The following is a 23,957-nucleotide window of genomic DNA, read 5'->3' as shown; positions in this document are numbered from 1 at the left end:
TGACGCAGACGTCGACGCACGCACCGTCGCGATCAGAGCATGAACAACTCGCTAGGTCGCCGCCTCGCCGTCCTCGACGAACTCGACGTCGACCGGTCCCTTGACGATGCCGGCCTCGACGCCACGTTCGAGGAGGGTGCGAATCGCCTTGCGGCCAACGGGGCCGTAGTCGAGCGTCCAGTCGTTGACGTACATCCCCACAAACTTATCGGCCAAATCGCGATCCATGTCACGGGCGTAGCCAAGAGCGTACTCGAGGGCCTCCTCGCGATGCTCCAAGCCGTAGCGAATGCTCTGACGCAATAGCCGACTGATGTCCTTCATCGCCTCGTCGCCGAGATCCTTGCGGATGACGTTTCCGCCGAGGGGAAGGGGGAGATCGGTCGTTTCGTACCACCACTTGCCCAAATCGACGACCAAGTCGAGCTCGTTGTTCTGGTAGGTGAGCTGTCCCTCGTGGATGATGAGCCCGGCATCATAGTCGCCACGCTGAACGGCCTCGAGAATCTGATCGAACGGGATCACTTCGTAGGTGGGCTTGGCACCGTTGTAGAGGCTCAGCGCGAGAAAGGCGGTCGTCATCGTTCCGGGAACGGCGACTCTCTTGGTCTTGAGTTCCTCGCGGGCGAAAGGTGTCTTCGACACCAGCATCGGGCCGTACTGATCGCCCATGCTCGACCCCGTCGGGAGAAGGGCGTAGGTCGACGTCAGCCGCGAATAGGCGTGGATGCTCACCGCGGAGACTTCCAGTTCGCCCTCGAGCGCTCGGCGATTGAGGGTCTCGATGTCCTCGAGTTGGTGAACGAACCGGTAGGGCCCCGTCGGTATCTTGTCGTTGGCCAACGCATGAAACATGAACGCGTCGTCTGGATCGGGACTGTGCCCCACACGAATGATCTGATCCGTCATCCTCGCGCTTTCGCTCCCTTGCTCGAGTCCTGGCGTCATCAAGGGGCCGGATGGACCCGATGAGTCTTGGTCGCTTGCCGCGACCGCACTTTTCCTCATTCCCGCTCCCGCGTTGGCTCTCGTTTCCGAGAGGTAGCGACCGCATCGGCATCGTCACGGGCGACCGGTAGGACACCACGAATGGCTTGCTCGATGCTGGCTCGGGACCGCCGCTGCAACATTGTAGGAAGCTGAGCGACGCTTTCAGCGTACGTTGTTCGCTGGGACCTCGCCCCCTCAACAACCGCCACGCGCCGCACTCGTGAACCAATCGGTGGGAAGATGGATCGCATGAAGAAGTCCGCGGCACGAAGCCATAAGCTGAGCCGAGGAGTCGTTCCGCTCTGGCGGATCGGGACGACGAACGCGTGTGCGCCGGCGATCCTCGGATGGAGTGAGTGCTGGCCGGTGAGTTTCATGAGGTCATGGCAACGGGACGGGCGATGTTGAACTGGCAAACGGAACGGGATGTCGCGATTCAAGCGGCCAAGCGGGCGGGCGACCGAGTCTTCGAGTCGGCGGGCCGCATTGTCACCGAGCACAAGGGAATCAACGACCTCGTCACGCAAGCCGATCGCGATGCCCAGGAGATCATTCAAGAAACGATCGGTCGACGTTTTCCCCAGGATGCCTTCCAAGCGGAGGAGAACGGCTTGGAAGAACGGCCCTCGGGAAACCGGCGCTGGATTGTCGATCCGATCGACGGGACGACCAACTTCGTTCACGGCTTTCCCTTCTTTTGCGTCTCGATCGGATTTGAAGCGGAGGGAGAACTGGTGGCCGGCGTCATCTACGACCCTTCCCGGCGCGAGTGCTACTCGGCCGCGAAGGGGCAGGGGGCGGTTTGCAACGGCATGCCGCTTCACGTCAGCGCGACGCAGAATCTCTCCGAAGCGCTGGTCGCGTTCGGATTCCCGACCGACACGTCGTCGAAACCCGATTTCATGACTCGCTTTGGCCGGGCGGTTCCCCGGATTCGGTCGATGCGGCGTCTTGGGTCCGCCGCGATGGCGCTTGCGTATGTCGCCGCGGGAAAACTCGACGCCTTTTGGGCGGAGAACCTCAAGGCTTGGGACGCGGCCGCGGGGGTCGTGCTCGTTCGCGAGGCGGGCGGTCTCGTGACCAAGAGTGATGGGGCCACGTACGATGTCGATTCACCACTGCTCTTGGCCAGCAACGGCCTCACCCACGCCCCCTTGGCAAGCGCGATTGCGTCTTGATCGAGGCGCTCGGTACAATACGGACGGATGCGTACTGGCAAGGGATCTGCTGAAGCAAGGACGTCATGCGTAGCTTCGTTCCTGAGAATCGACTCCGAAGGGCCGTCGTGCTCGTGCTTTCGGCCTTGTTCTTGGCGATCTGCGCGGCTGGCGTCGAGGCGCAGTCTTCGCGCGCGAAGGAAGGCGATCGCCCGAAGTTGGGGCCGCCGCGAGCCCCTTCTTCGGAGAAGTCGGACTCCAAGGAGCCGGCGACCGACTCCACCGAGTCCGAAGAAGGCCGCGAGGAACTTCTGGACCTTTTTCGGAGGTTCAAAAACGTTGTCTTCATTCACTACAGTGACTTTTCCAAGGTCAAGGACCCTTCGCTCGTCACCGTGCCCCAGGCGATCTACGAGAGTCGAGAACAGGAACTCGAGCGACTCAAGGGCGGCAATCGCGACGTCGCCAAGATCACCAGCTTCGAACTGACCGGGAAACTCGAGGAACGCCGAGCGGTTCTCAAGGCCGTGATCACCGTTCAAGTCGATCCTCGCTCGAAGGGCGATGTCACCGTCGATCTCGACTTGCGCGAGGCGGACTGCGTTCGGGCGACCGATCAGAAGGGACGCATTCCTTGGCTCACCAAGACGCCCGGCGGCCCCTTCGAGGTCACGATCAGCGAACCAGGGCAGTCGACATTCACGCTCGATTTGCTCGTTCCCATCGATCGGCTACCGACCGAGCGACGATTGATGCTCTCCATTCCCGACGCGACGATTAAGAAGGTTGAGCTGACCAGTCCGACGCCTGTCGCCTACGCGCGGGACGACGCTCGCAAGGGGGTGCTCGAACTGACCGACAACCAGCGACGGCTCGAACCGCTCCTGCGAGCCAACGATCCGCTCGACATCGCTTGGCGCGTGTCGGGCGATCGCATCGCCGACGAGTTCAGCGCCTCGACCGTGGACGGGGTCATCACCTACCACATCGACGATAGTGAGGTGGAAACCGACGCCCGGTTGACGATCGACGCCCGCACGCCGACGAAGGAATGGACCTTCGTGGTCCCGCCGGGGGAACGGATTCGTCAGGTGTCGGTGTCCGTCGACGGGACACCCGTCGAGGTCGAAACCGAGATGGTCACTGACGACGATTCGGGCCGGTTCCGGATCCGACTGCCCAATGAGGTGACCGGCGCCGCCAAGCTGTCGGCGGTGCTCGAGCGGTGGCGCTACGACGATGACAAGCCGCTGGAACTCGGAGCGTTTCATCTCGAGAATGCCGGCAGCGAGAATGGCACGATCCTCGTCCACACCAGCCAAGAGTTGCGGGCGACCGTCGGTTCCCTCCGCGGCGTTCGCAAGATTCCCATCAGCCAGCTCGAACCGGCGCTGCAAGTCAAGCAACCGCGTCACGCGTTTCGTTTCGACACTCAACCGGCGTCGGTGCAGCTCAAGGTCGAGAAGGCGATGCCGACGATCCGGGCCTCGGTCGCCTCGGTCCTCTCTCTAACGATGAGTCGAGCGGTTTTGAAGAGTTACTTCCGCGTGGCGATTCGACGGGCGCCCGCCAAGCGAATGACGGTACGTGTGCCCGAGGCGATGGCCGATCCGAAGATCACTCCCGAGAGCCGGGTCGAAGTTGAGTACGTGCAGCTCAACCCCAAGAAGGGGGACGCGGAGGTGACGCTGCTCTTCGGAGAGCCGGTGGAAGGGATCGTCGAGTTCACGTTGGAGAGTGAGATTCCCGCCTCTCCCGGGAAGCCGGTCGCGTTGCCGATCCCCTCGGGACTTCCGTTCGAGACGTCGACGGGAACGTTGACGGTCAAGGCGGCTTCCAATGTCAACGTCACCTTCGACGACAAAAAGTTCGTCAACGTCGATCCCGAGACGAAAGAGCCCTTGCTGGAACCCGATGGTGAACAAGTATGGGTCTTCCGGCCACAAACGGGACCAGCCAGCGTCGCCCTGAAGTACGCTCGGCTGCCCAGGGAACTCTCCGCTCGACTGAACGCCAACGTTCAGCAGGTGGGCAGGTCGTTTCGCGTCAAAGCGGTCTTCGATCTCCGCTCGCGGCACGAACCGATTTCGTCGCTGAAGGTGGTGGTGCCCGGTGGGGCGAGAGGGGTGGCGATTTCCGGCGTCGCTCGCACGAACGAGACGGCGACGGCGAACGAACACATGATTCATTTCTCCGGTCCCGTCGAGCGAGCACCGTTTCAGATCGACTATGAGATCACTCCCAAGACCACCGAGAAGGGGACGGCGATCAAGCTTCCCGTGCTCCAGGAGGTCGCGGTGTCGACGGAACGGGCGACGATGGAGATCGAGCCGACTTGGAAAGTCACGCCGTTGGGAGCGTGGCGCGGTGCCTCGCCCGAGGCGCCGGACATCTCAAGTGGCGGCGTGATCAGGGAGGAGTTCGTCGCGACTGAACCGACTTCCGAACTCCTCGTTCGCCTTGACCGGACGGCTGCGCTGGCGTCGGTCATCGTCCCGCGGGCGTCGATCGAGGAGTTCCTCGTCAACGATGGTCGTCGCGGAGGGACCGCTCGCTTCGCCATCACGATTCACCGACTCCCGTACGTTCGCTTTCGGTTGCCCGATGGCTACGAGTTTGTCTCCGCCGAGTTGGACGGCGAACTGGTGGAAGCGACCTTCTCGAGCCTCGACGAGGGTCGGGTCGCGTTGCCGCTCGATGGGGCTCCGCACGCACTGGAGCTAACGTACCTCTCGACGCTCGAGAACACGCTGGGGACCTGGAGTCCAATCACGTTGCGGGCCCCGCGACTGTTGGGGCGAAGCGTCGTCGAGGAAGTGCGTTGGTCGGTGACGACGGCGCCCGATCGGTTTCTTCTGACCCCGTGGGGGCAGGATGTCTCGTCCTCGAGCGCGGTGGCGGGAGACATCGCGTGGTCGTCGGCGGGTCAAGATCGAGAAAGGACCTCCAACACTCGTTGGTTGCAGGAGGCGGCTCCTCTACTGGTCTGGTCCGAGACCGACGCGCCGGAAGGGGGGCTCACCACGATCTACCAGACTTGGTCCGGTGCCGATCAGTTGCAAGTCATCGCGGTGTTGCGGCCCTTCTGGGTATTGGTCTGTTCCGGGACGGCGCTCCTGGTGGGATTGATGATTTCGCGACTTTCTCGTTCGGCCCAGTGTTTCGCGGCACTGGTCCTCGTCATCGCCGGGGTTGGCTTCTGGGCCGCGACGCCTCGCATGGCGGCATGCGTATGGGTCGGGGCGCAGTGGGGAGTGTTACTTGGGCTCCTGGTCGTGGTGGGGCGGCCGTTGTTCTCGCGTCGCCGGCAACGCTTTCTCGGATCGCCGCTGAACGAGACGGGGCAGGGCCCCGAGTCCTGGGTTCTTCCCCCGGATTCCACTCCGATGTCGGCCACCCAATCTTCAACGGGGAGCTTCTCCAATCCACGCTAGTCCAAGGCTCCGGAAAACAACTCGATCGTTGGTCCGAGCCGCAGCGAGTCGGTGCGGGGTGAGAAGGGCCAAGCCGTCGAATCGACTCGATGGGTCGTCACCGTGGCTAGGGTCACGCTTGGTAGCGCTGGTCGCGGCGGCACTTGTCCTGCTCGTGAGTTCGGCCGGCGCGCAAGAGCAAGAGACTGAGGAGGCCGCGCGGCTTCCACTCCAGTGGATCTACCTTCCCATCAATCAGTTGGGAGACTTCCTGCCCGACGATCAAGTGACGCGAACCTTGACCAAGCAGGAGTTCGACCGACTCGTCAAGACCTTCCTAGAGCGCCTCGCCAAGTCCGACTCCGCGGTCCCGGTGAGCGCGGATCTGCGCGCGAGCTTCGACCCCAAGACCGGGCGCCTAGTCGGCGAGGGAATGTGGACCGTTCCTCGAACCAAGGCGGAGCAGTTCATCTTCGGCCCTTGGAATCTTCTCGTCCGATCGATCTCCGCGCGGGGGGAGAGTTTGACGTGGGGAATGAAGACCGACGGCGAACTCCTGATTCGTTCGAACGCTCCGCTGAAGGAACCCATCAAGATCGCGTGGGAGGTGGGGCCGCGTCTACGCCGCGACGACTCGTGGCTCTTCGACCTACGAATCCCCTCCTGCGCCATGTCGAGTTTGACGCTCCGTTTGCCCAAGGGGTGGCGGTTGCGAGCCAACGACGAACGGATGATGGTCGACCGGGTCGATGGCGACTGGAGGCTCTACTGTGGCGGCGAGTCCTGGATCCGCATCGAACTCCTCCCCCCCCGGAAGAAGGGGGAGCGAGTCGTGTCGTCGGCGCTGACGTGGACCAGTGACGCGGTCTATACGATCAATCCGACCGGCACGCGCGTCTCGATGGAGATCCTGTTCGAGTCGCTCTATCAACCCGTGGAGCAAGTCACCCTTCTCGCCGACCAGGACTTGCGCATCAGAGACTTGCGGGCGAGTATTCCCGCGCAGTGGAAACGACAGAAGAGCGCCGACGGCTCGGTACGCTGGGTCGCGTCGTTTCGCCGGCCCCCCTTCGGGGCGTTTCGGGTCGCGTTGGACGCCGACTTGCCGACGGTGACCCATGCCCGCTGGAGCACTCCCGTCGTCGGCGTCGCCAACGCCCTTCCGAGAGGATCGCGGCTCACCTACCGCGTCGCCCCCTCGCTTCGGATGGCGACGGTACGAACCGGAACCTTTCGGCAACAGTTCGCCCGACTGAATCAAGACAACTACTACGTTCTTTCGTTGCTGGGACCGGGTGGCGTCATGCCGATCGCCTCGGCCGTCGAGCTTTCGGATTCCGATGTGGTCGACGGGTCGCGGTTGGCGGAACTGCTTTCCAATCCCAACGCGAAGGGGAACTCCAGGGCGCTCGATCGTATTCGTTCACTGTTGCCCGCGTCACTGCGCGCTCGGTTGTCCAAGGAATCGAAAGAGCCGAGCCTCGGTGCCGCCTTGCTCGCCGCGATCAACCAGATGATCCGGCGCCGGGACCTCGACGATGGCAAGGCGTTCGTCAACCTCCGGAGCGAGAGCGGGGTCGCGTCGACCCAGGAAGCTCCATCGGCGGGAATGGTGGCGTGGCATGGACGGCAGCTTCTCGACGCCGCTTTTTCCGGGATCATCCGCCCGTTTCATTCGTCGGTGCCGGTTCTCGAACTGGTTCCGACGTCCGCCGACGTCGACGCCCAGGTTCGCTCGTTGCTGGAGGTGGGTGACCAGCAGGAGACCCTGACCGCGGAAGTGACGTGGCGTTGTCTCTCGGGCGTGCTCCACCAACCGAGCGTGTCGATCCCCAACGGGTGGGAAGTGACCAGGATCACGTCCGAGACTCCGCAAGACCTCCTTTCGCACCGGATGGAGACGACCCCCGAGGGAAGCGTCGTCACGTTGGTGCTCACGCGAGGGATCCCGGCGGGGGGAAGCATCCGCGCGTGGATCGAGATGGCGCCGGTCGTTCCGACGCCCGTCTCGAGCGAACACGAACGCGAGATCGCCTTGCCCGTGGCGCGTCCCCAATATGTCAATCCCGCTCACGGCAATCTCTACACGATCTGGTTCTCGCCCAATCTCCGGTTCACGACCGAAGGGCTGCCTCCCGACGAAAGCTCGATGGTCGAGTCGGCGTCGGCCAAACCGCTGCCCGAGGGGAGCGTCTACACTTTCCGCTACTTCACGCAATTGGGCGAGGGACGCGTTCGTGTCGAGCGGGCGACGACGAGATTGGTCGCTACGCTGACCGAAACGGTCACCTACCGTTCGGACGCCTACGATTTTGTCCTCGAAATCGACGTCGAGTCGGATGGTGAGGATCTTCGAGTTGTTACCCTGGAGAGCAACGAAGCTCTGCCGGAGGACGTTCGTTGGGAGGTCGATGGCGAACCGGTCGCGGTCGAGCCGAGGGCGCCCCCCCGCCAGTCCGATCCCCACGTGTACGTCTTGACGCTGACTCCGTCGCCGCGTGGCCGGGTCGCCATCACCGCGCGCTGGGAGAAGAGCGATTCCCAGGCGAGCGTGCCCCTGATCGCGGTGCGCGACGCCGGCTCGTTCACCGGCCGGGTCGATGTCGCGAGCGCCCTCAATCGTCCGATCGATGTCGTCGCGAAGGGGGTGTCCGCCAAGGGACAAAGAAAAAACACGACCTCGTCCCATTCCATGCGCGGTGCTCAGCCATTCTGGTCGACGACCTACTCCAGGCTACCGGTCGATGCTCGCGTCGAGCTTCGTCCGCCCGGCGATCCCCCAGCCGTCGACCCGACGACTCCCGCGGGGACCGTCGAGATGGATTGCCGCAGCCTGCTCGCGAGCGACCGCGCTTATCACCGCGTCAATCTTCGGCTCGATGTCGTGAGGCTTGGCGATCTGACGCTGAGACTCGGGCGGGAGGTCACCCTTTGGGATATTCGTCTGGATGGCCATTCCCTGGTTCCCGATACGTCCGACGAGGAACGGCTGGTCGTCGCCGACCTTTCGCCTGGGGTCTACCAGTTGGAGCTGTTTGTCGGGGGACCGCTCGCGAGCAGATGGGGTGTTTGGATGCCGACGCTTCCCTTGAGTGTCGAAGGTTGGACGACGACGACGGCGCGTTGGGAGGTCGCCACCGAGGAGATCGCGCGTGTCTGGGAGAGTCGGGGACTGGCGGCCTACACCGAAGCCCCTCTCGACTCCGTCTCGCTTCTCGGTTGGCGCTCGCATGACACGGACCTCGCGCTTCCGACCGCCCAGAAGGTGCATCGTTTCGCGCTATTGGACCCGGAGTCGGTGAGCGCGGTTCGCTTGGCGCTCCTTCCGGAATCGTTGACCAAGCGCCTGGGGCGTCTGGCCGCGCTCGTGTGTGGGCTCGTTGTGCTCTTCGTGGCCCGCTTGTGGTCCTCTTCCGTTTGCCGGGTCGGACTGGGCATGGCGCTTACTGGGACACTCGTTCTCTCGCTCTTGGGCAGCGAGTTGGGGGAACTCGCGGCGTCGCTCGGCTGGGCCTCCTCACTCGCGTTCGCGGCCCTGATCATGCTCAAGCACCCAGTGGCCAAACGTTGGCTCGTCGTCGGAATGGTCCTCGTCTGTTTCGCGATCCCGCGTTCGCCCGCCAGGGCGGCGGAGCCCGGGACCGCATCGACGAGCGAGCCGCCCGGCAAAGTTCTCGTACCATTCGACCCGACCGATCTGCAAAAGGACTTGGACCAGGTCGTCGTCTCCGAGAAGCTCCTGCGGCGACTGGGTGAGGAGGGGAAGAATCCCAAGGGATCGATCGTCATCACCAAGGCGAGCTACGAGGGAACTCGCGAGATGACCGATCGAATCAAATGGACCGCCCGGCTCGAAGTCACCTCCTATGGCGAAGACGATCAAGACTCGGTCGCGATCTCGCTCCCGTTTCAGGAAGTCCAACCGCTCAGCGTCGAGGTGTCGCCCGAGTCGCCGCCCGCTCCCATGGGACTCAATGCCGGACTCGACGTCTCGGTCGCGAGCCAAGGACGCTCGACGATCGTCATCCGCTTCCTGACCCCGGTCGGTCGCTCGGGCATCACGCGTTCGGTCGACTTCGACATCCCGCCGGCTCCCGCGAATGAACTGAAACTGACAATTGATGGGGAAGCGATCGAGTTGCTTCCCGAGACCCTTCCCACCGACTTGCGCGTGAAGCCGGCAAACAAGGCCGCGACGATCGTGGGCCGGTTCGGACCCGATCGACGAATCCGACTGAGATGGCGGAGCGTCGATCCCGATTCCGCGGGACCGGCGAAAGTCGACGCGACCGCTCTGGTGCTTCAGGACGTCGCCGCCCACACCCGCGACTTGGTGGCGTACTACGAGTACTTGGTGACCGAGGGATCGGTCGATCACTTGAGTATTTCACTTCCCGACGATGTCGTTATTCGTCGCGTCGACGCCGACGGCCTGCGCGATTGGCGCGTCGTCACCGACCCCGACAAGACGACGCAGCCGGGCAAGTTGAGTTCGCCTGGCACACGTCACTTGATGATTGATCTCGATGCGCCGACGTCCGGAATCATCCACGTTCGCTTGCATGGACTCGTGGCGGCTCTTCGATCGACCGTCGTCGATTTGAGCGTTCCCTCTCCCGAAGGCGTCAATGACTTCGATGGGATGTTGGCGGTTCGCGTTCCACCGGGGTGGTCGGTTGGGGACGCGCAGTGGAACGGGACCCGCAGAGCGCTGGTTCGGGAGTTCGAGGAAGCTTGGTTGCTTCAGGAGTCGCTCGCGCGCGAACGAAGCGACAATCAATCCGAACTCGGCCTGGGCATCGACAAAGCCGTCTCGTTCCAGGGAGTCCCGGGAAGGGGGATTCTCCGGATCCGGACGCCGAGGGCGAGCTGGTCAGTCGAGCAGACCGTCACTCTCGAGCCGGAGCCACGTCTCGGGATCATGCGAGTCGGGGCACTGCTTCGGCTCAAGGTCACGTCCGGCAAGATGTTCCAGGCGAAGATGCGGCTTCCCAAAGGGTTCACCGTCTCGCGAGTGGTTGGCAAGGGCCTGCATCACTGGAGCGTCAAGGACCGCGTGCTGACGGTGCGTTCCGAGGATGGACTCGACTCGTCCGAAGACGGCTCATCGGCCGATTGGGACCTTCGCGTCGAGGGAAGGCGACGACTGGTCGCGTCGGGTGAGGATGGCGAGAGACGCTTCTCCTCGCTGGTTTCCGACTTCGACTGGATCGGCGCCGATCAGGTGAGTTCGACGTGGCGCCTCGCTCCTCCGTCGGGATGGGTCATGACGGTGGCCACGCCGGTCGATGCCGTGATTGAGGAGGGCCCCGACGACTTGCCGATGGTCAAGAGCGATGGCCCCAACCCCTCGTTCACGGTGATGCTGGTGGCGACGCCGCCTCGGCTGACCGTCGAGAATACCACGGTCGTCGCGCTCACCGACGAGTCGTTGTCGATCAGGGGGAGCATCAATCTCGATATCCTCCAGGGAGCGCTACGCGAGATCGGGTTCAGCGTTCCCGAGTCGATCGCGCGTCTGATTCGTTGGGACGCCAGTTCGTTGAAACTGGTGAAGAGTCCTCGCTCGGGTGATGGGGGGATCGCGCTCTTCCGCGCGTCGCCTCCCATACAATCGCCGGTCACCCTCCATTGGCAAGCGACCGTCGAGTTTCAGCCACCCTTTCGCTTCAAGATTCCACGCGTGACCCCGGTCGGTCGATTGGCGGAGAAGGACCGCTTGATCATCGCCAACGATTCGGCCCTTCGGCTGAGTCTCGAGGAAACGGAAGGGCTGACACCCGTACCCAGCACCGATCGCAAGTTCCTCGCCGACGCTCAGCTCTCGGACAAGGCCGAGTTGCTCTCCTATCGCGCCTCCGACGACGATTGGAAGCTGGAGTTGTCGCTCGCTCCTCCCGATCAAGCTCTCTCGTATCGGGCTTGGCAAACCGACGTCGATCTTGTCGACGACCCGCTCGGTCGGGCCAGGGGTGGGAGCCGTTGGCAGCTCTTGGGACAATCTCACGGCCACGTCGATATCGAACTCGACAAGCCCCTGCAAGCGGAGCGACTTCTTCTCGATGGCCAGTCGATTCCCTACGAGCGAACGGAGAAGGGGATACGGTTTCCCGTCTTTCCCGACAGCCGATGGCGAGAGGTGGTGCTGACCTGGACCATGCCGTCGTTGACCGATCGAGCACGATTGCCGTGGTTGGTCGGTGCCCAGGAACACGACGTCCTGGTTCGGATCGATCGGCGCAGTGCGACCCCCGAGAAGTCGAGTGACATGTCGCTCGCTCGTTTGAGTTGGCTGAGCAAGAAGGCCGAACGGGGACTCGAACAAGCTCGCGATCGTCTCGACGCGGTGAGCGCCAATCCCACCTCGGAGAACTGGCGCGCCTTCGAACGGGAGATGATGCTCTCCGCCCGCGCCGAGGTCGAGTTGCGGGAGACGCTGACCGATTGGGATACGGACCATTCGGGCGCGGCCGATGGCAAGCTGCCGGTCGCCTTTCGCGACACCCGCAAGACGATGCGCTCGCTCCAGCGTCGATTTTCTCAACTCCAGCGTGAGGCGGAAACTCTTCCGGGGTATCGGACTGTCGCTCCCAGGGCTGGCGCCAACGCGCTGTTGCGGGGGGCTCCCGAACTCGACTCGCGAAGCAACGATACGCTGCTGGAACTTCCAGGCCCACTCGCGGAGATCCCGATCGCGTCGTCGCGCTCCGTCTTGACGAGCGTTGGACGCGCGGACAAACGCATGCTCCACGCGGGGACGGCATTGGTTGGCCTGTTGCTCGTGCTGGCCTCGGGACTCAAGTGGCGAGTTCGGCTCTATTGGCCCGCGCTAACGGCCGGCCTCGGGGTCGCTTGGCTCGTCGTGGGCCGGGTCGAACTCGTCGGCGTTCTTCTCCTGGCGCTCTCGTTGATCGCGGCCTGGCTGACGGTTCGCGGTTGGTTCCGGCCGGCGATCATTGGTGAGGACTTGTGCGACTCCACGATCGCACAGCTCTCGCGTTCTCGTTTCATGGAGATAGCCGCCGAATGATTTCTCAAGCTGGGGACGTCGCGATCCAAGAGTCGGGCGTCGTGATGGAGAACGTGCGAATCGCGCGGGGCACGTATCGACTTCGGATCGATCTGCCCAACATCGCCGCTAGAATCTTGCCGGGACAGTTCGTCATGGTCCGGATCGCGGGCCGAACGGATCCACTCTTGGCTCGGCCATTCGCCCTCTACGACACCGTCGACGAGGCTGGAACACCCCGCGCCGTCGACATCGTCTACCTGGTGATGGGGAGGGGTACCCAAGCGTTATCCGCTCTCTCTGGGGGCGAAACGCTGGAACTGTGGGGGCCGCTGGGCAACACCTTTCCCCCCGAGCTTACCGAGGACCAGGGGCGTCACTTGCTCATCCTCGCCGGCGGCATCGGGCAGACTCCCTTCGTCGCGCTGATCAAGGAACTCCTCGGACTTCGCCGCTACGGAATCCACCAGGAGACGGGCGCGGGACGAGTCGTGAACCGTCCCAGAAAGATCACGGTCGGCTACGGCGTGAGGTCCGCGGAATTCCTGGCGGGAGTGGATGATTTCCGAGCGACGGGCATCGATCTTCACATCACCACCGAGGATGGATCGGCCGGTCAACGCGGTTTTGTGACGCGGGTGCTGGACGAAGCATCAACGACGTCCGACCCGCCGACCGCCGTCTTCGCGTGCGGGCCCGAGCCAATGCTCGGGGCGGTCTCGACCCTGGCAAGTGAGAAGGGGATACCCTGTTGGGTTTCCCTCGAGACCAAGATGGCATGTGGCTACGGGGTCTGCTTCAGTTGCGTTTGTCCCGTGAACGACGTCGCGAGCGAGCAAGGATGGGACTTTCGCCGCGTTTGCATCGAGGGACCGGTCTTTCCCGCCGAGACGATCTCTTGGCCGAACATGTGATCCTCTCTCGCATGCCGCGCAAGCGGGAGCAAGGCGGCACCCAGTGCAACGCGGTGGATCACTTCAACGGCTGCTGCCAAGACTGTTTCAGTTGCGCGATTGACTCTCGCAGTACCTCGCCGCCGGCGCCGCGTACCGAGAGCTCCTTCGCCTCGGTCACTTGACCTATGACCGCGATGGGCAGGTCGCCGAAGAGCTTGAGGAGCCGGTCGGTCTTTTCCTGGGGCACCTCGAGAAGGAACCGGGTGTTGGACTCGGAGAAAAGAATCGTCATCGCGTCCATCTTTTCGCTGGTCGGCACGTCGGCAAGGTCGATCGCCGCTCCGAGTTCGCCCGCGAACGCCATTTCGGCGACCGCGACCGCCAAGCCACCTTCGCTCAGATCGTGACAGCTTCTGACCATTCCCTCGCCAATGGCCCGATGAACGGCCTCGAAGATCGATCGTCCCACCGTCGTGTCGACCGTGGGGGCCGTCCCACCCGTGGCGCCCGTGACGAGATTGAAGTGCGAGCCACCAAGCTCATCGCGGGTCAAGCCGACGAGTATCAAGTTATTGCCGTTCTTCTTGAGGTCCATCGTGACGGCATGCCTGACATCGTGAACGATCGCCATCGCGCTGATCAATAGGGTCGGCGGAATGACGATCGGGCCGTCAGGCGTTTGGAACTCGTTGTGGAGGCTGTCCTTCCCCGAGATGAACGGGGTTCCGTATCCCTTGGCGATGTCGCGGCATGCGAAGGCCGCCTCGCAGATCGTCCCGAAGACCTCCGGACGTTCGGTGTTGCCCCAGCAGAAATTGTCGAGCAGGGCACAGCGATCGGGATCGCCGCCGACGGCGACGATATTGCGAATCGCTTCGTCGATCACCGAGGCCGCCATCGCGTAGCAGTCGGCGTCCGCCAGGCGCGGGTTGATGCCGCAGCCGACCGCGACTCCCTTGGTCGATCCGGGGACTGGAGCGATGACCGCGGCGTCGGATGGCCCGTCTTCGCTCTCGCCGACCAGCGGCTTGACGACGCTACTTCCCTGCACCTCGAAGTCGTACTGGCGGATGATCCATTCTTTGCTGCGAACGTTGAGCGAACCCAGGATACCGTGCAGCGCCTTACCGGGTTTGACATCGCTCGGCACCTCGAGGGGGGCCGGGGGGGTTCGCGAGGACTTGCCGTGATGGACGATGTTGGGGCGCCCGTCGTGGAGGAACTTCATCGAGAGTTCGCCGACCGTCTCTCCCTGGTAGGTCAGCAGGAGTTGCCCGCCTTCCTCAAAGGTTCCGAGCACAAGGGCCTCAACGTCCTCGCTTTCGCAAAGCTCGCGCAGTTCGCCCCAATTGTCGCTGGGAACCGCCAGCACCATGCGTTCTTGGGCTTCGCTGATCCAGATCTCGGTGTAGGAGAGACCCTCGTATTTGAGGCTCGCTGAATCGAGGGTGACGTGGGCTCCGATCGTCTCGCCCATTTCGCCGACCGCGGAGCTGAATCCTCCGGCGCCACAGTCGGTGACCGCGTGGAAGAGGTCGCGATCGCGAGCGACCAGAAGAACATCCATCAGCTTCTTCTGAGTGATCGCATTGCCGATCTGTACCGCGCCGCCCGAGACCGACTCCGATTCGGTGTGCAGTTCTCCCGAGGAGAAGGTCGCTCCATGAATGCCGTCGCGACCGGTCCGACCTCCGAGGGCGACGATCAGATCGCCTGGCTTCGGGCTCTTGAAGGAACGCTCCTTGGGAAGAAGGCCGACGGTACCGCAGAAGACCAGCGGGTTGCCCAGATAGCGTTCGTCGAAGCAGACGGCGCCATTGACGGTTGGGATTCCCATCCGATTGCCGTAGTCGCGTACCCCGGAGACCACGCCTCGCATGACCCGCGCGGGATGAATCACCCCGTCGGGCAAGTCCTCGTAGGCATAGTCGGGCGACGCGAAACAGAAGACATCGGTGTTGCAGATCGGCTTGGCGCCCTGGCCGGTCCCGAGGATATCGCGAATCACGCCGCCGAGGCCGGTGTTGGCGCCGCCGTAGGGCTCGATCGCGGAGGGATGGTTGTGGGTCTCTACCTTGAAACAGATGTTCCAGTCATCGTCGAAACGGATGATGCCGGCATTGTCCTCGAAGACCGAGACGCACCAATCGAGGTCGAGATCCTTGGTGACCTTGAAGACCGTATCCTTGAGGAGGCCACCCTCTCCCGGTTCGCCTTCGTAGGTGTAGGGACCGCGGAGTGTCTTGTGTGAGCAGTGCTCCGACCAGGTCTGGGCGATCGTCTCGAGTTCGATGTCGGTCGGTTCGCGGTTTTGCTCGACGAAGTGGTCGCGAATCGCTCGCATCTCGGTCAGGTTGAGAAAGAGTTGGCCTTCACGACTGAGCCGTTCGAGAGCCGCGTCATCCATCGTGCTGATCGGAACCACGACTCGCTCGAACGTGTACGATGACCCGAGCGCGAGGTGTTCGGCGGAGAGCTCCCCGAAGACGACCTGTTCGATCGCCTCGTTGGCGAGCACGCGCGGAGCGACGAACTCCAGCAGCTTCGCCGACGCGTTGGCGGGGAATAGGTAGCGGCGATAGGTCCGGACCGACTCGACGGCGATTCCGAGCGTGGCGATCGCTTGGCGAGCGCTTTGGGCGACGGGATCCATGACCCCCGGCTTGGGAAGGACGGTGATCGTGTTCGCCGGCACCTCGCGGCGATCGATTTGCGTGACGTCGACCGTCTCGATGACCGTGTCGGCCAGCAGGCGATGGGCGATCCGTTCGATTTCCTCGGCGGCCAACTCGGCTTCGAGGAGAAAACCGCGCGAGGTCTCGCAGCCCGGTACGTCTTCCCCAAAACGCTCCGAGGCGATCGCGCCGAGTTCGCGCAGATCGGCGTTGGTCTGCTGGGAATGATTGTCGATTGTTCTGCGCTCGGGACTCTCGGGCAAATGCCGGATGTTAATGTCCCAAAGTGTCACGACGTCGCTTGCCATCGCGGTAGAGCCTCTCCAGGGTCGCTGCATCTCCGCGCGACAACGCCACGCGGAACTCGTTGAGTCGTCCGACATAGTCCGCCAACACCGAATCGACCGCGTCGGCATTCTCCATGAGAATCGCGCGCCACAGCTCCGGGGCGGAGGCCGCGATTCGCGTTGTATCTCGCAAGCCGCCCGCGGCAAACGGAAGGTCGCCGTCCTCGACGACGCCCATCAGCGCCGCCGCGGCCACATGCGGCAGGTGGCTGGTACGAGCCAGGATCTCGTCGTGGCGCTGGGGCGACATCGCGTGCAACCGCATGCCCACCGCTTCCCAAAGCGTGCGAACCGTCGCGAGAACATCGTCTGGTGTCCGGTCCGTTGGCGTCATCACGCAAACGCGCTCGTCGAAGAGATCGGCCTGCGCGGCGCCGGGGCCGGACTTCTCCGATCCCGCCAGCGGATGGCTCCCGACAAACCGGGTCTCGGCGCCAAGCTCCTTCTCGATGCGCGCCAGCAGGGCGGACTTGGTGCTCCCGACGTCGGTGACGACGGCTCCCGGAGGGAGCAGGGGCGTTGCCGCGACCACGGTGGAGGCGATCTTGTCGACCGGCACACAAACGACGAGGAGATCGACCGAGCCGAGGACGTCCTTCCACTCGAGATGAGCTTCGTCGATCGCGCCCATGGACTGGGCGATGTCGAGACTCTCCTTCCGCCGACCGAACCCGATCACGCGTTCGCAAAGAGCCCGTTGCTTGAGCGAGAGCCCCAGCGACGCTCCGAGCAACCCCACGCCGACGATGCCGACGGAATCGAACAAGAGCCAAGATCCTTTCACTCGCTCGCGGGAGATGGTCTTTCGGTCGCCCGGTCGTCCCAGGGAGTCTCTTTGGGCCGGCACCAAGCGGGCGCGGGCAGGGCACCCGGCGGGTACCGAGAGCACTCGACACGAGTGACGACGTCTGTTTCGTTGGGGGATGTTGTACGAGATGACCCGAGGACTGACAGGCGAGGTCCGCATCTCGGGGAACGGCGTCGGCCAACCGGCTACGCGGCCTGTTCGCCGCTCACTTCGATCAGCGTCTGTGTCTTCACGACGGCGAACTCGTCGGGAAAGGTGTGGTAGATATGGGCGAGCAGGCTGCCCGGACGCGATTGCAGGTCGACGAAACTGATGGGGCTCAGTCCGAGTCGGTCGTGACAGGGAAGCAGGTGCAGAATTCCTTGCTTTTCACCGTCCGCCATCAGCTCGTCGTGAAGGTGCAGAAAGAGCTCGGGGGCGAGTCGCTCGACCTGAAAACAGGTTTGGTAGCTGACCGATTCGGCGGGTTGGAATTGCTCGGAGCGCTCGTTGCCGACGCGATGGCCGAAGAGTTGGCGATGTTCGGGTAGGGGATGGGCTTGGTCCGCCAGCATTTCGACGAGAACCACCTCGCCCCAGTGCCATTCCATGAGGTGGCCCGCCGGCGTCAGGTGAAAGACCAGCCGATACCCTTCCCGGGCGAGCTCCTCGCGCGCGAGGCTCTCGACGAGTTCAGGATGGACCGGCCAATCGAAGACCTGGTAGGTCAACTCCGTCGTGTACGGTCGCAGGACTCCCGAATTCACCGACCATCTCCTACTCGGCCACGAACTCCCTGTCGCGTCCTCACCGAACTCAATCCTAACCAACGGCCCGAAACGGAACAATAACACGATGGCCGTGGAACTGATGCCGCGAGGCACCAATTTCCAACGAAACTCCGAAATTGGAGCGTCATCGAGGATCGGCCGCGATGGAGAGAGCACTTGGACAGTGACAACGGCGCAGAAGCTTACCGCTCGTGCCAACGACGAGATTCGGTTTGTGCGCGTGAATGGCCGCTCGCGTCAGCGGGCGCGATAGACGATCCGACCGCGGGTCAAATCGTAAGGCGAGATCTCAACGGTCACTTTATCGCCAGGGACGATACGAATGAAATTCTTGCGCATTTTGCCACCCACGTGCGCTAGCACAAGATGGCCGTTTTCCAATTTGACCCGGAACGACGTATTGGCGAGCGCCTGGGTCACGACGCCTTCGACTTCGATGGACTCTTCCTTGGGCAAAGCCGCTCCTTTCCAAACTCATGGGCTGGGGTTATTGGCGAAATCCTCAAAAGGATTCCGTCATCTTACATAAATTGTCCGCGAACGCCCGCTCGAATCAGGCGCTGATCTGGCGCTGCGCCTCCGGACCGGTGCCGAGACGCGACTCGATCTCGCGGGCCGTGGCGTCGAGTGCACCTTGCTGGCTACGGATGAACGCGCGGGCTCGCTGTCCCATCGCTTCGGCTTCCTCGGGAGCGCGGATCCAGTGCTCAAGCGTTGCTGCCAGATCGCGGGCATCGTCCACGGCCACCGCGCCCCGGACCTCCAGCAGGTGGGCGACCGTATGGCGGAAGTTCCACGTCTCCGGGCCGAAGCAGCAAGGGACCCCGACCGCCGCGGGCTCGATCATGCTTTGGCCCCCGCGGCCGCAATTCATGCTGCCTCCGACATACGCGATGTCCGCGAGTCCCCACAAGTGGCCGAGTTCGCCGATGGTGTCGACCAGCGTTACGGGAGCGGGAGCATCGAGCGGGGCATCGAGCTGACTACGTCGAACCACGCAAATCCCGCGTTGCTCGAGTAGCCGCGCGACCGCTCCAAACCTCTCTTGGTGGCGGGGAACGAGGACGAGACGAAGCTCGGGGAATTGCTGGCGTAGCGACTCCCAAACGTCCAGGATCATGCTCTCCTCGTCCGCCATCGTGCTTCCGGCGATGAGGATTTTCTCCTCCCGGAAACCGAGTAGTCGGCGTAGCCGATTCGTGTCGGGGCTCCAGCGTTCGGTGGCGACGCCGTCGTACTTGATCGAACCAGTGACGGTCATCGCGGTGGATGGCCCGACCAGGGCTTTGATTCGCCCGGCGTAGGACTGGTCTTGAACACCCCACCAGTCGATGGCCTCCAGGGAGGGGCGCAAGAGCGAGGCGATCTTCTGATAGCCACCAAAACTCCGCTCGCTCATGCGGGCGTTGATGACGACCACGGGGATATTGTGCCGCTTGGCCTCCGACAGCAGGTTGGGCCAAAGTTCCAATTCGACGAGCATCAGGAGGCTCGGTTGCAAGTCGCCCAGGACACGGCGAATCGCCCACGTGAAGTCGAACGGAGCGTAGAAGACGGGCGTCCCGCGAAACTTCTCCTTCGCGACCGCGTAACCGGTGTTGGTCGTGGTCGACAAGACGAATTGGTAGTCGGGACAGCTCGCTTCGAGTCGCCCCAAGAGCGGACGCAGCAGGAGCACTTCGCCGACACTGACGGCGTGGATCCACACGGTCGGCCGACCATCGAGCCCTTCTGGTGCCTTGCCGAGCAGTTTCGAGGCGATGCCCTCGCGATACTTCCCGGTCGTGGCGGCCTTGAAGAGCCAGTAGGGGAGGCTGAGCGTCAGGAGTGCCAGATAGAGAGCGTCGAGAATCCTTGGTGGCACGAGGAATCCTTTCCCTGCGCGTTGGTGCAAGTCAGTTTGGTAAGCGTTCGAAGAAGGACCGCCGCCGACGTCTTCGTTGGACTTCGTCGGATGTCATGCTCACGCCAAGGTGGCCATGTTGTTGAACGAGTGCTCGGTCCCAACTCGAAAGTTGCGTTGGCGTAGCCCCAACCCCTTGGCGCTGGCTGACAAGAAGCCAGAGGCACCCGACGATTCCGTTGGACCGGAGCGACTACGCGACCTGGCCCTGCCGGCCGCCGCCCATGCAGCAGTTCTTGTACTTCTTGCCGCTGCCACAGGGACAGGGATCGTTGCGGCCGACTCGCTTGCCGCGATTGCGGATCGGCTCCGGCTTGCCCTGATCTTGGCTCGACTCGATCGCGGCGTTCTGTTGTTTCTGGATGTCGGTCTCGGGAGCCTGTTCGGGCAACCCACCTGTCGAGGCGTGCTGGGCGTTGGTGATGTTCCAAACGTTGGCGACGAACCCGCTGTCGGCCTCCTCGAGGCGGAAGACCAAGTCGGTGACTTTATCCTCGTAGGTGTTCCACATCTCCTCGAAGAGCATTCGGCCACGCCGCTTGTACTCGACCTTGGGGTCGACTTGAGCGTAGCCGACCAACCCGATGCCCGCCTTGAGGTGGTCCATCGCGTAGAGGTGGTCTTTCCATCCGGTGTCCAGGAACTGCAAGAGCAGGACCCGTTCCATCTCCCGGATCTCGGGGCGGTACCGGTTCTCGGCGGCGTCGAGTAGTTGAGCCCGAACGTCGTCGGCTTTGACGAGCGTCGTGTGCAGTTCCAGTGGCTTTCCGAACTGACTCTCGGACCACGTGGAAAGGTGGCCGAGACTCCCGGCGGGGACTTCGACGTCGAGTCCGTCCGAATACGCTTCGGCGAGTCGTCGCTCGATCTCCTCGTGGAAGGCGCCGTCGCGGAAGAAGGCCCGGCTCGCCTCAATGAGTCTCTCTTGGATCTTCTGACGCGGCAGGTTCCGAAATTCCTCGGCATCCAGCTCGGCGCGGAATCGGCTCTTCGCCCAGTTGATCAAGCCTTCCCGATCGTAGCGAGACTCGGCGTTGGTCGCTTTGTCGGCCATGAAACGGGCCATACCGCAATGGACCGGGAAGACGATCTCCTTGTCCGCGTAAACCTCTCCGGCACGCAGCTTCAACAGCGACGCGACCCGTTCGGGTTCGGGGAGATCGTCGGAAGAGGTCAATTCCTCGACGGTGACGTCGATCCCAAACTTCTGCTTGGTCCAGACGCACAAATTGGTGATGCCGAAGTCTTCCTCGAAGAACTGCCGGCCCGCTTCCAAGTTGACCGAATCGATCGACTTCTCGGCGTGATCGAAGATAATCTGACTGGCATCGTCACGACCGGCACGGCGAAGGTCGTATGGTTTGAGCTTCAAGTTCCAGACGCTGTTGGCCCAGTTGGCGAGCGCTTCCCAGTTCCATTCCTTCTCTTCGACGTCGAGATCGAGGTTCTCGTCAACCTTGTCGATGATCGTCGATTCGGCTTGATGTCGCGAGAGATCCTTGGCGGTCCGTTCGGCGTCTTCGAACTCGGTGCGTTCGAACTCGCGGGCATCGAACTCCGTCCCCAAGCGAGCTCCCGCCCAAGCCGCGAAGCCCTCGGCTCCGAGTTTCGGATCGAGGTAGCGCTCCACCGCCTCGTCGATGCGATGGTTGATCATCTCAAGGGCCAACTCCTTGCAGTTGGCCCCGTCGAGGATGTCCTGACGGAACGTGTAGACCCGCTTGCGCTGATGGTCCATGATCTCGTCGTATTCGAGCAGGTTCTTTCGAGCCTCGAAGTTGCGCTCTTCGACTTTGCGCTGAGCGCCGGCGATACGGCGGCTGACCATCGCGCTTTCGATCGCCTCGCCTTCCTGCATGCCCATCCGCTGCAGGATCGCGCGAACCCAGTCGCCCGCGAAGATCCGCATCAAGTCGTCTTCCAGGGAGAGGAAGAATCGGCTCGAGCCCGGATCGCCTTGGCGACCGGAACGACCGCGAAGCTGGTTGTCGATGCGGCGTGACTCGTGTCGCTCGGTGCCGATGATGTGCAAGCCGCCCGGCGTGGCGGCCTCCTTGGCTTCGATCACCTTCTGTAGCGATTCGATGTCCTTGATGTGGTGCTTGCTGGCCAGACGCGACGGGTCCTCGCGTTCGCGATCGCTCGCCTCGTCGACGATCGTGGCCAGCTTCTCCGGCTCGGGAACCTTCGCGGCCTTGGCGAGTTCGAGCGTCGGAATCGTTTGCTTGAGCTCCTCGCCCTCTTTCTTCATGGGGCCGGCCATCGGCGCGACCGCCGCTTCCCAGACGTCTGGAGGGACTTCCAGCCGCGTCGGGTACTCGCTTTTGAGCTCCGACCACGCCATCGCCTCGGCATTGCCGCCGAGGATGATGTCGGTACCACGACCAGCCATGTTGGTGGCGATCGTGACGGCACCGCGCCGACCGGCTTGGGCGACGATGTCGGCTTCCCGTTCGACATACTTGGCGTTGAGAACCTCGTGCTTGATGCCGTTCCGGCGGAACAACTCGCTGAGGAACTCGGACTTTTCGACGCTGGTGGTACCGATGAGGATGGGACGCCCGGTCCCGTGAACGTGGCGGGTCTCCTCGACGACCGCTTTCCACTTCTCCTTCTGTGTGCAGTAGATGACGTCGGGATGATTGAGGCGACACAGCTCGCGATTGGTCGGGATCGCGACGACGTCGAGCTTGTAGATCTTGTAGAACTCGTTGGCCTCGGTCATCGCCGTCCCGGTCATGCCGGCGATCTTGTTGTAGAGCTTGAAGAAGTTCTGGAAGGTGATCGTGGCGAGCGTCTGGGTCTCTTCCTTGATCTTGACGCCTTCCTTGGCTTCGACCGCTTGATGCAGGCCGTCGCTCCACTGCCTGCCTTCCATCTTGCGGCCGGTGTGTTCGTCGACGATGACGATGGCGCCGTTTTGGACCACGTACTCTTTGTCGCGGCGGTAGAGGTTGTGGGCCTTGAGGGCGTTGTCGATCAGGTGCGGCCATTCCATGTTGCCGGCGGTGTAGAAGCTCTCGACTCCGACTTGGCGTTCCGCCTCCAGGATGCCCTGATCGGTGAGATGGCAGGTATGCTCCTTCTCGTTGACCTCGAAGTGGGAGTCCCGCTTGAGCGAGAGGGCGACGCGGTTGGCCTTGGCGTACTTCTGCGGGTCGTCGATGGCCGGGCCGGAGATGATCAGCGGCGTCCGCGCCTCGTCGATCAAGATACTGTCGACTTCGTCGATGATCGCGAAGTTGAGCGTTCCCTGGGCCTGCATCTCCCTGGTCGGCTTCATGTTGTCGCGAAGGTAGTCGAAACCGAACTCGTTGTTGGTGCCGTAGGTAATGTCCGCGGCGTACTGGGCGCGGCGTTCGTGGGGCGCCATGTCGGACTGGATCGCTCCGACCTCGAGTCCCAACCCGTTGTAGAGGGGCGACATCCACTCGGCGTCGCGGCGGGCGAGGTAGTCGTTGACGGTGACGCAGTGGACGCCCATGCCCGAGATGGAGTTCAGGTACGCGGGGAGGGTGGCGACGAGCGTCTTGCCTTCACCGGTGACCATTTCCGCGATGCGGCCCGAGTGCAGAACCATACCGCCGACCAACTGGACGTCGTAGTGGCGCATACCCATGAAGCGGCGACCGGATTCCCGGCAGGCGGCGAAGGCTTCCACCAGCAGCTCGTCGAGCGACTCCCCCTCCGCGAACCGACGGCGGAACTTCTGGGTCTGCTCCTTGAGTTCGGAGTCGCTCAGCTCCGTCATCTGGGATTCGAGAGCGTTGATCGCCTCGATGCGTGTCTGGAGCTTGCGGATTTCGCGCTCATTGCTGTTGCCGAAGAGGGCAATCAATCCGCGATTGACGCCCTCCATCGCAGCGCCACATCCATCCACGACGCGATCCAAAAGCGCCTGCCAATCCATCGCAACGAGAGTCCTTAGTCTGGTGCGGGAACGGCGAGCGTCGAGCCTCTTCCTTGCCGCGGAAGAGGGAAGAACTCGA

Annotated in this window: 11 protein-coding genes; 4 read left to right on the top strand and 7 right to left on the bottom strand. The window is 63.0% G+C overall.

The window, feature by feature from the left end; translation table 11 throughout:
- Window positions 1-51: 51 nt before the first annotated feature.
- Window positions 52-909, bottom strand: coding sequence for a menaquinone biosynthesis family protein (locus Pan216_RS15105; protein WP_145258963.1), 858 nt, complete (start codon window positions 907-909; stop codon window positions 52-54).
- 482 nt (window positions 910-1,391) lie between these two features.
- On the opposite strand from Pan216_RS15105, the gene Pan216_RS15100 reads away from it, so the two are divergent.
- The 4 genes from Pan216_RS15100 (at window position 1,392) to Pan216_RS15085 (ending at window position 13,483) form a co-directional block, all read left to right on the top strand.
- On the top strand, window positions 1,392-2,168 hold the full coding sequence (locus Pan216_RS15100) for an inositol monophosphatase family protein (protein WP_419192558.1): 777 nt from the start codon (window positions 1,392-1,394) through the stop codon (window positions 2,166-2,168).
- A 65-nt stretch (window positions 2,169-2,233) separates the two neighbouring features.
- Window positions 2,234-5,581 (top strand): hypothetical protein, encoded by a 3,348-nt coding sequence (locus Pan216_RS15095; RefSeq protein ID WP_145258959.1) that lies wholly within the window; start codon window positions 2,234-2,236, stop codon window positions 5,579-5,581.
- A 118-nt stretch (window positions 5,582-5,699) separates the two neighbouring features.
- Entirely contained in the window at window positions 5,700-12,590 is a 6,891-nt protein-coding gene (locus tag Pan216_RS15090) for a hypothetical protein (protein WP_145258957.1), read from the top strand.
- Entirely contained in the window at window positions 12,587-13,483 is an 897-nt protein-coding gene (locus Pan216_RS15085) for a dihydroorotate dehydrogenase electron transfer subunit (protein ID WP_145258955.1), read from the top strand. The genes Pan216_RS15090 and Pan216_RS15085 overlap by 4 nt, the downstream gene beginning before the upstream one ends.
- 58 nt (window positions 13,484-13,541) lie before the next feature.
- Here the strand turns inward: Pan216_RS15085 and purL are convergent, their stop codons facing one another.
- The 6 genes from purL to secA form a co-directional block, all read right to left on the bottom strand.
- Window positions 13,542-16,448, bottom strand: a complete 2,907-nt coding sequence (purL, locus tag Pan216_RS15080) for a phosphoribosylformylglycinamidine synthase subunit PurL (protein ID WP_419192557.1) — start codon at window positions 16,446-16,448, stop codon at window positions 13,542-13,544.
- Complete coding sequence (locus Pan216_RS15075; RefSeq protein WP_419192556.1) at window positions 16,414-17,253, bottom strand: prephenate dehydrogenase; 840 nt, start codon at window positions 17,251-17,253, stop codon at window positions 16,414-16,416. Before Pan216_RS15075 ends, purL begins: the two co-directional genes overlap by 35 nt.
- Before the next feature lie 227 nt (window positions 17,254-17,480).
- Entirely contained in the window at window positions 17,481-18,041 is a 561-nt protein-coding gene (locus Pan216_RS15070; protein WP_419192555.1) for a DUF2617 family protein, read from the bottom strand.
- Window positions 18,042-18,302: 261 nt separating this feature from the next.
- Window positions 18,303-18,521: a translation initiation factor IF-1 gene (gene infA, locus Pan216_RS15065; protein WP_145258947.1), complete on the bottom strand. Its 219-nt coding sequence runs from the start codon at window positions 18,519-18,521 to the stop codon at window positions 18,303-18,305.
- A 97-nt stretch (window positions 18,522-18,618) separates the two neighbouring features.
- The gene (locus Pan216_RS15060) at window positions 18,619-19,929 is read right to left on the bottom strand and encodes a 3-deoxy-D-manno-octulosonic acid transferase (RefSeq protein WP_419192554.1); all 1,311 of its coding nucleotides are present in this window, start codon (window positions 19,927-19,929) and stop codon (window positions 18,619-18,621) included.
- Window positions 19,930-20,161: 232 nt separating this feature from the next.
- Entirely contained in the window at window positions 20,162-23,878 is a 3,717-nt protein-coding gene (gene secA, locus Pan216_RS28385) for a preprotein translocase subunit SecA (protein WP_473092134.1), read from the bottom strand.
- Window positions 23,879-23,957 lie beyond the last annotated feature (79 nt).

The sequence above is a fragment of the Kolteria novifilia genome (assembly GCA_007748055.1).
Taxonomy (GTDB): domain Bacteria; phylum Planctomycetota; class Planctomycetia; order Kolteriales; family Kolteriaceae; genus Kolteria; species Kolteria novifilia.
This window is presented reverse-complemented; position numbering and strand designations above follow the sequence as displayed.

Excerpts from the sequence above, each read along its gene's own strand:
- secA (WP_473092134.1), bottom strand. The coding sequence starts at position 23,878 with ATGGATTGGCAGGCGCTTTTGGATCGCGTCGTGGATGGATGTGGCGCT.
- Pan216_RS15085 (WP_145258955.1), top strand. The coding sequence starts at position 12,587 with ATGATTTCTCAAGCTGGGGACGTCGCGATCCAAGAGTCGGGCGTCGTG.
- Pan216_RS15095 (WP_145258959.1), top strand. The coding sequence starts at position 2,234 with ATGCGTAGCTTCGTTCCTGAGAATCGACTCCGAAGGGCCGTCGTGCTC.
- Pan216_RS15100 (WP_419192558.1), top strand. The coding sequence starts at position 1,392 with ATGTTGAACTGGCAAACGGAACGGGATGTCGCGATTCAAGCGGCCAAG.
- purL (WP_419192557.1), bottom strand. The coding sequence starts at position 16,448 with ATGGCAAGCGACGTCGTGACACTTTGGGACATTAACATCCGGCATTTG.
- Pan216_RS15105 (WP_145258963.1), bottom strand. The coding sequence starts at position 909 with ATGACGGATCAGATCATTCGTGTGGGGCACAGTCCCGATCCAGACGAC.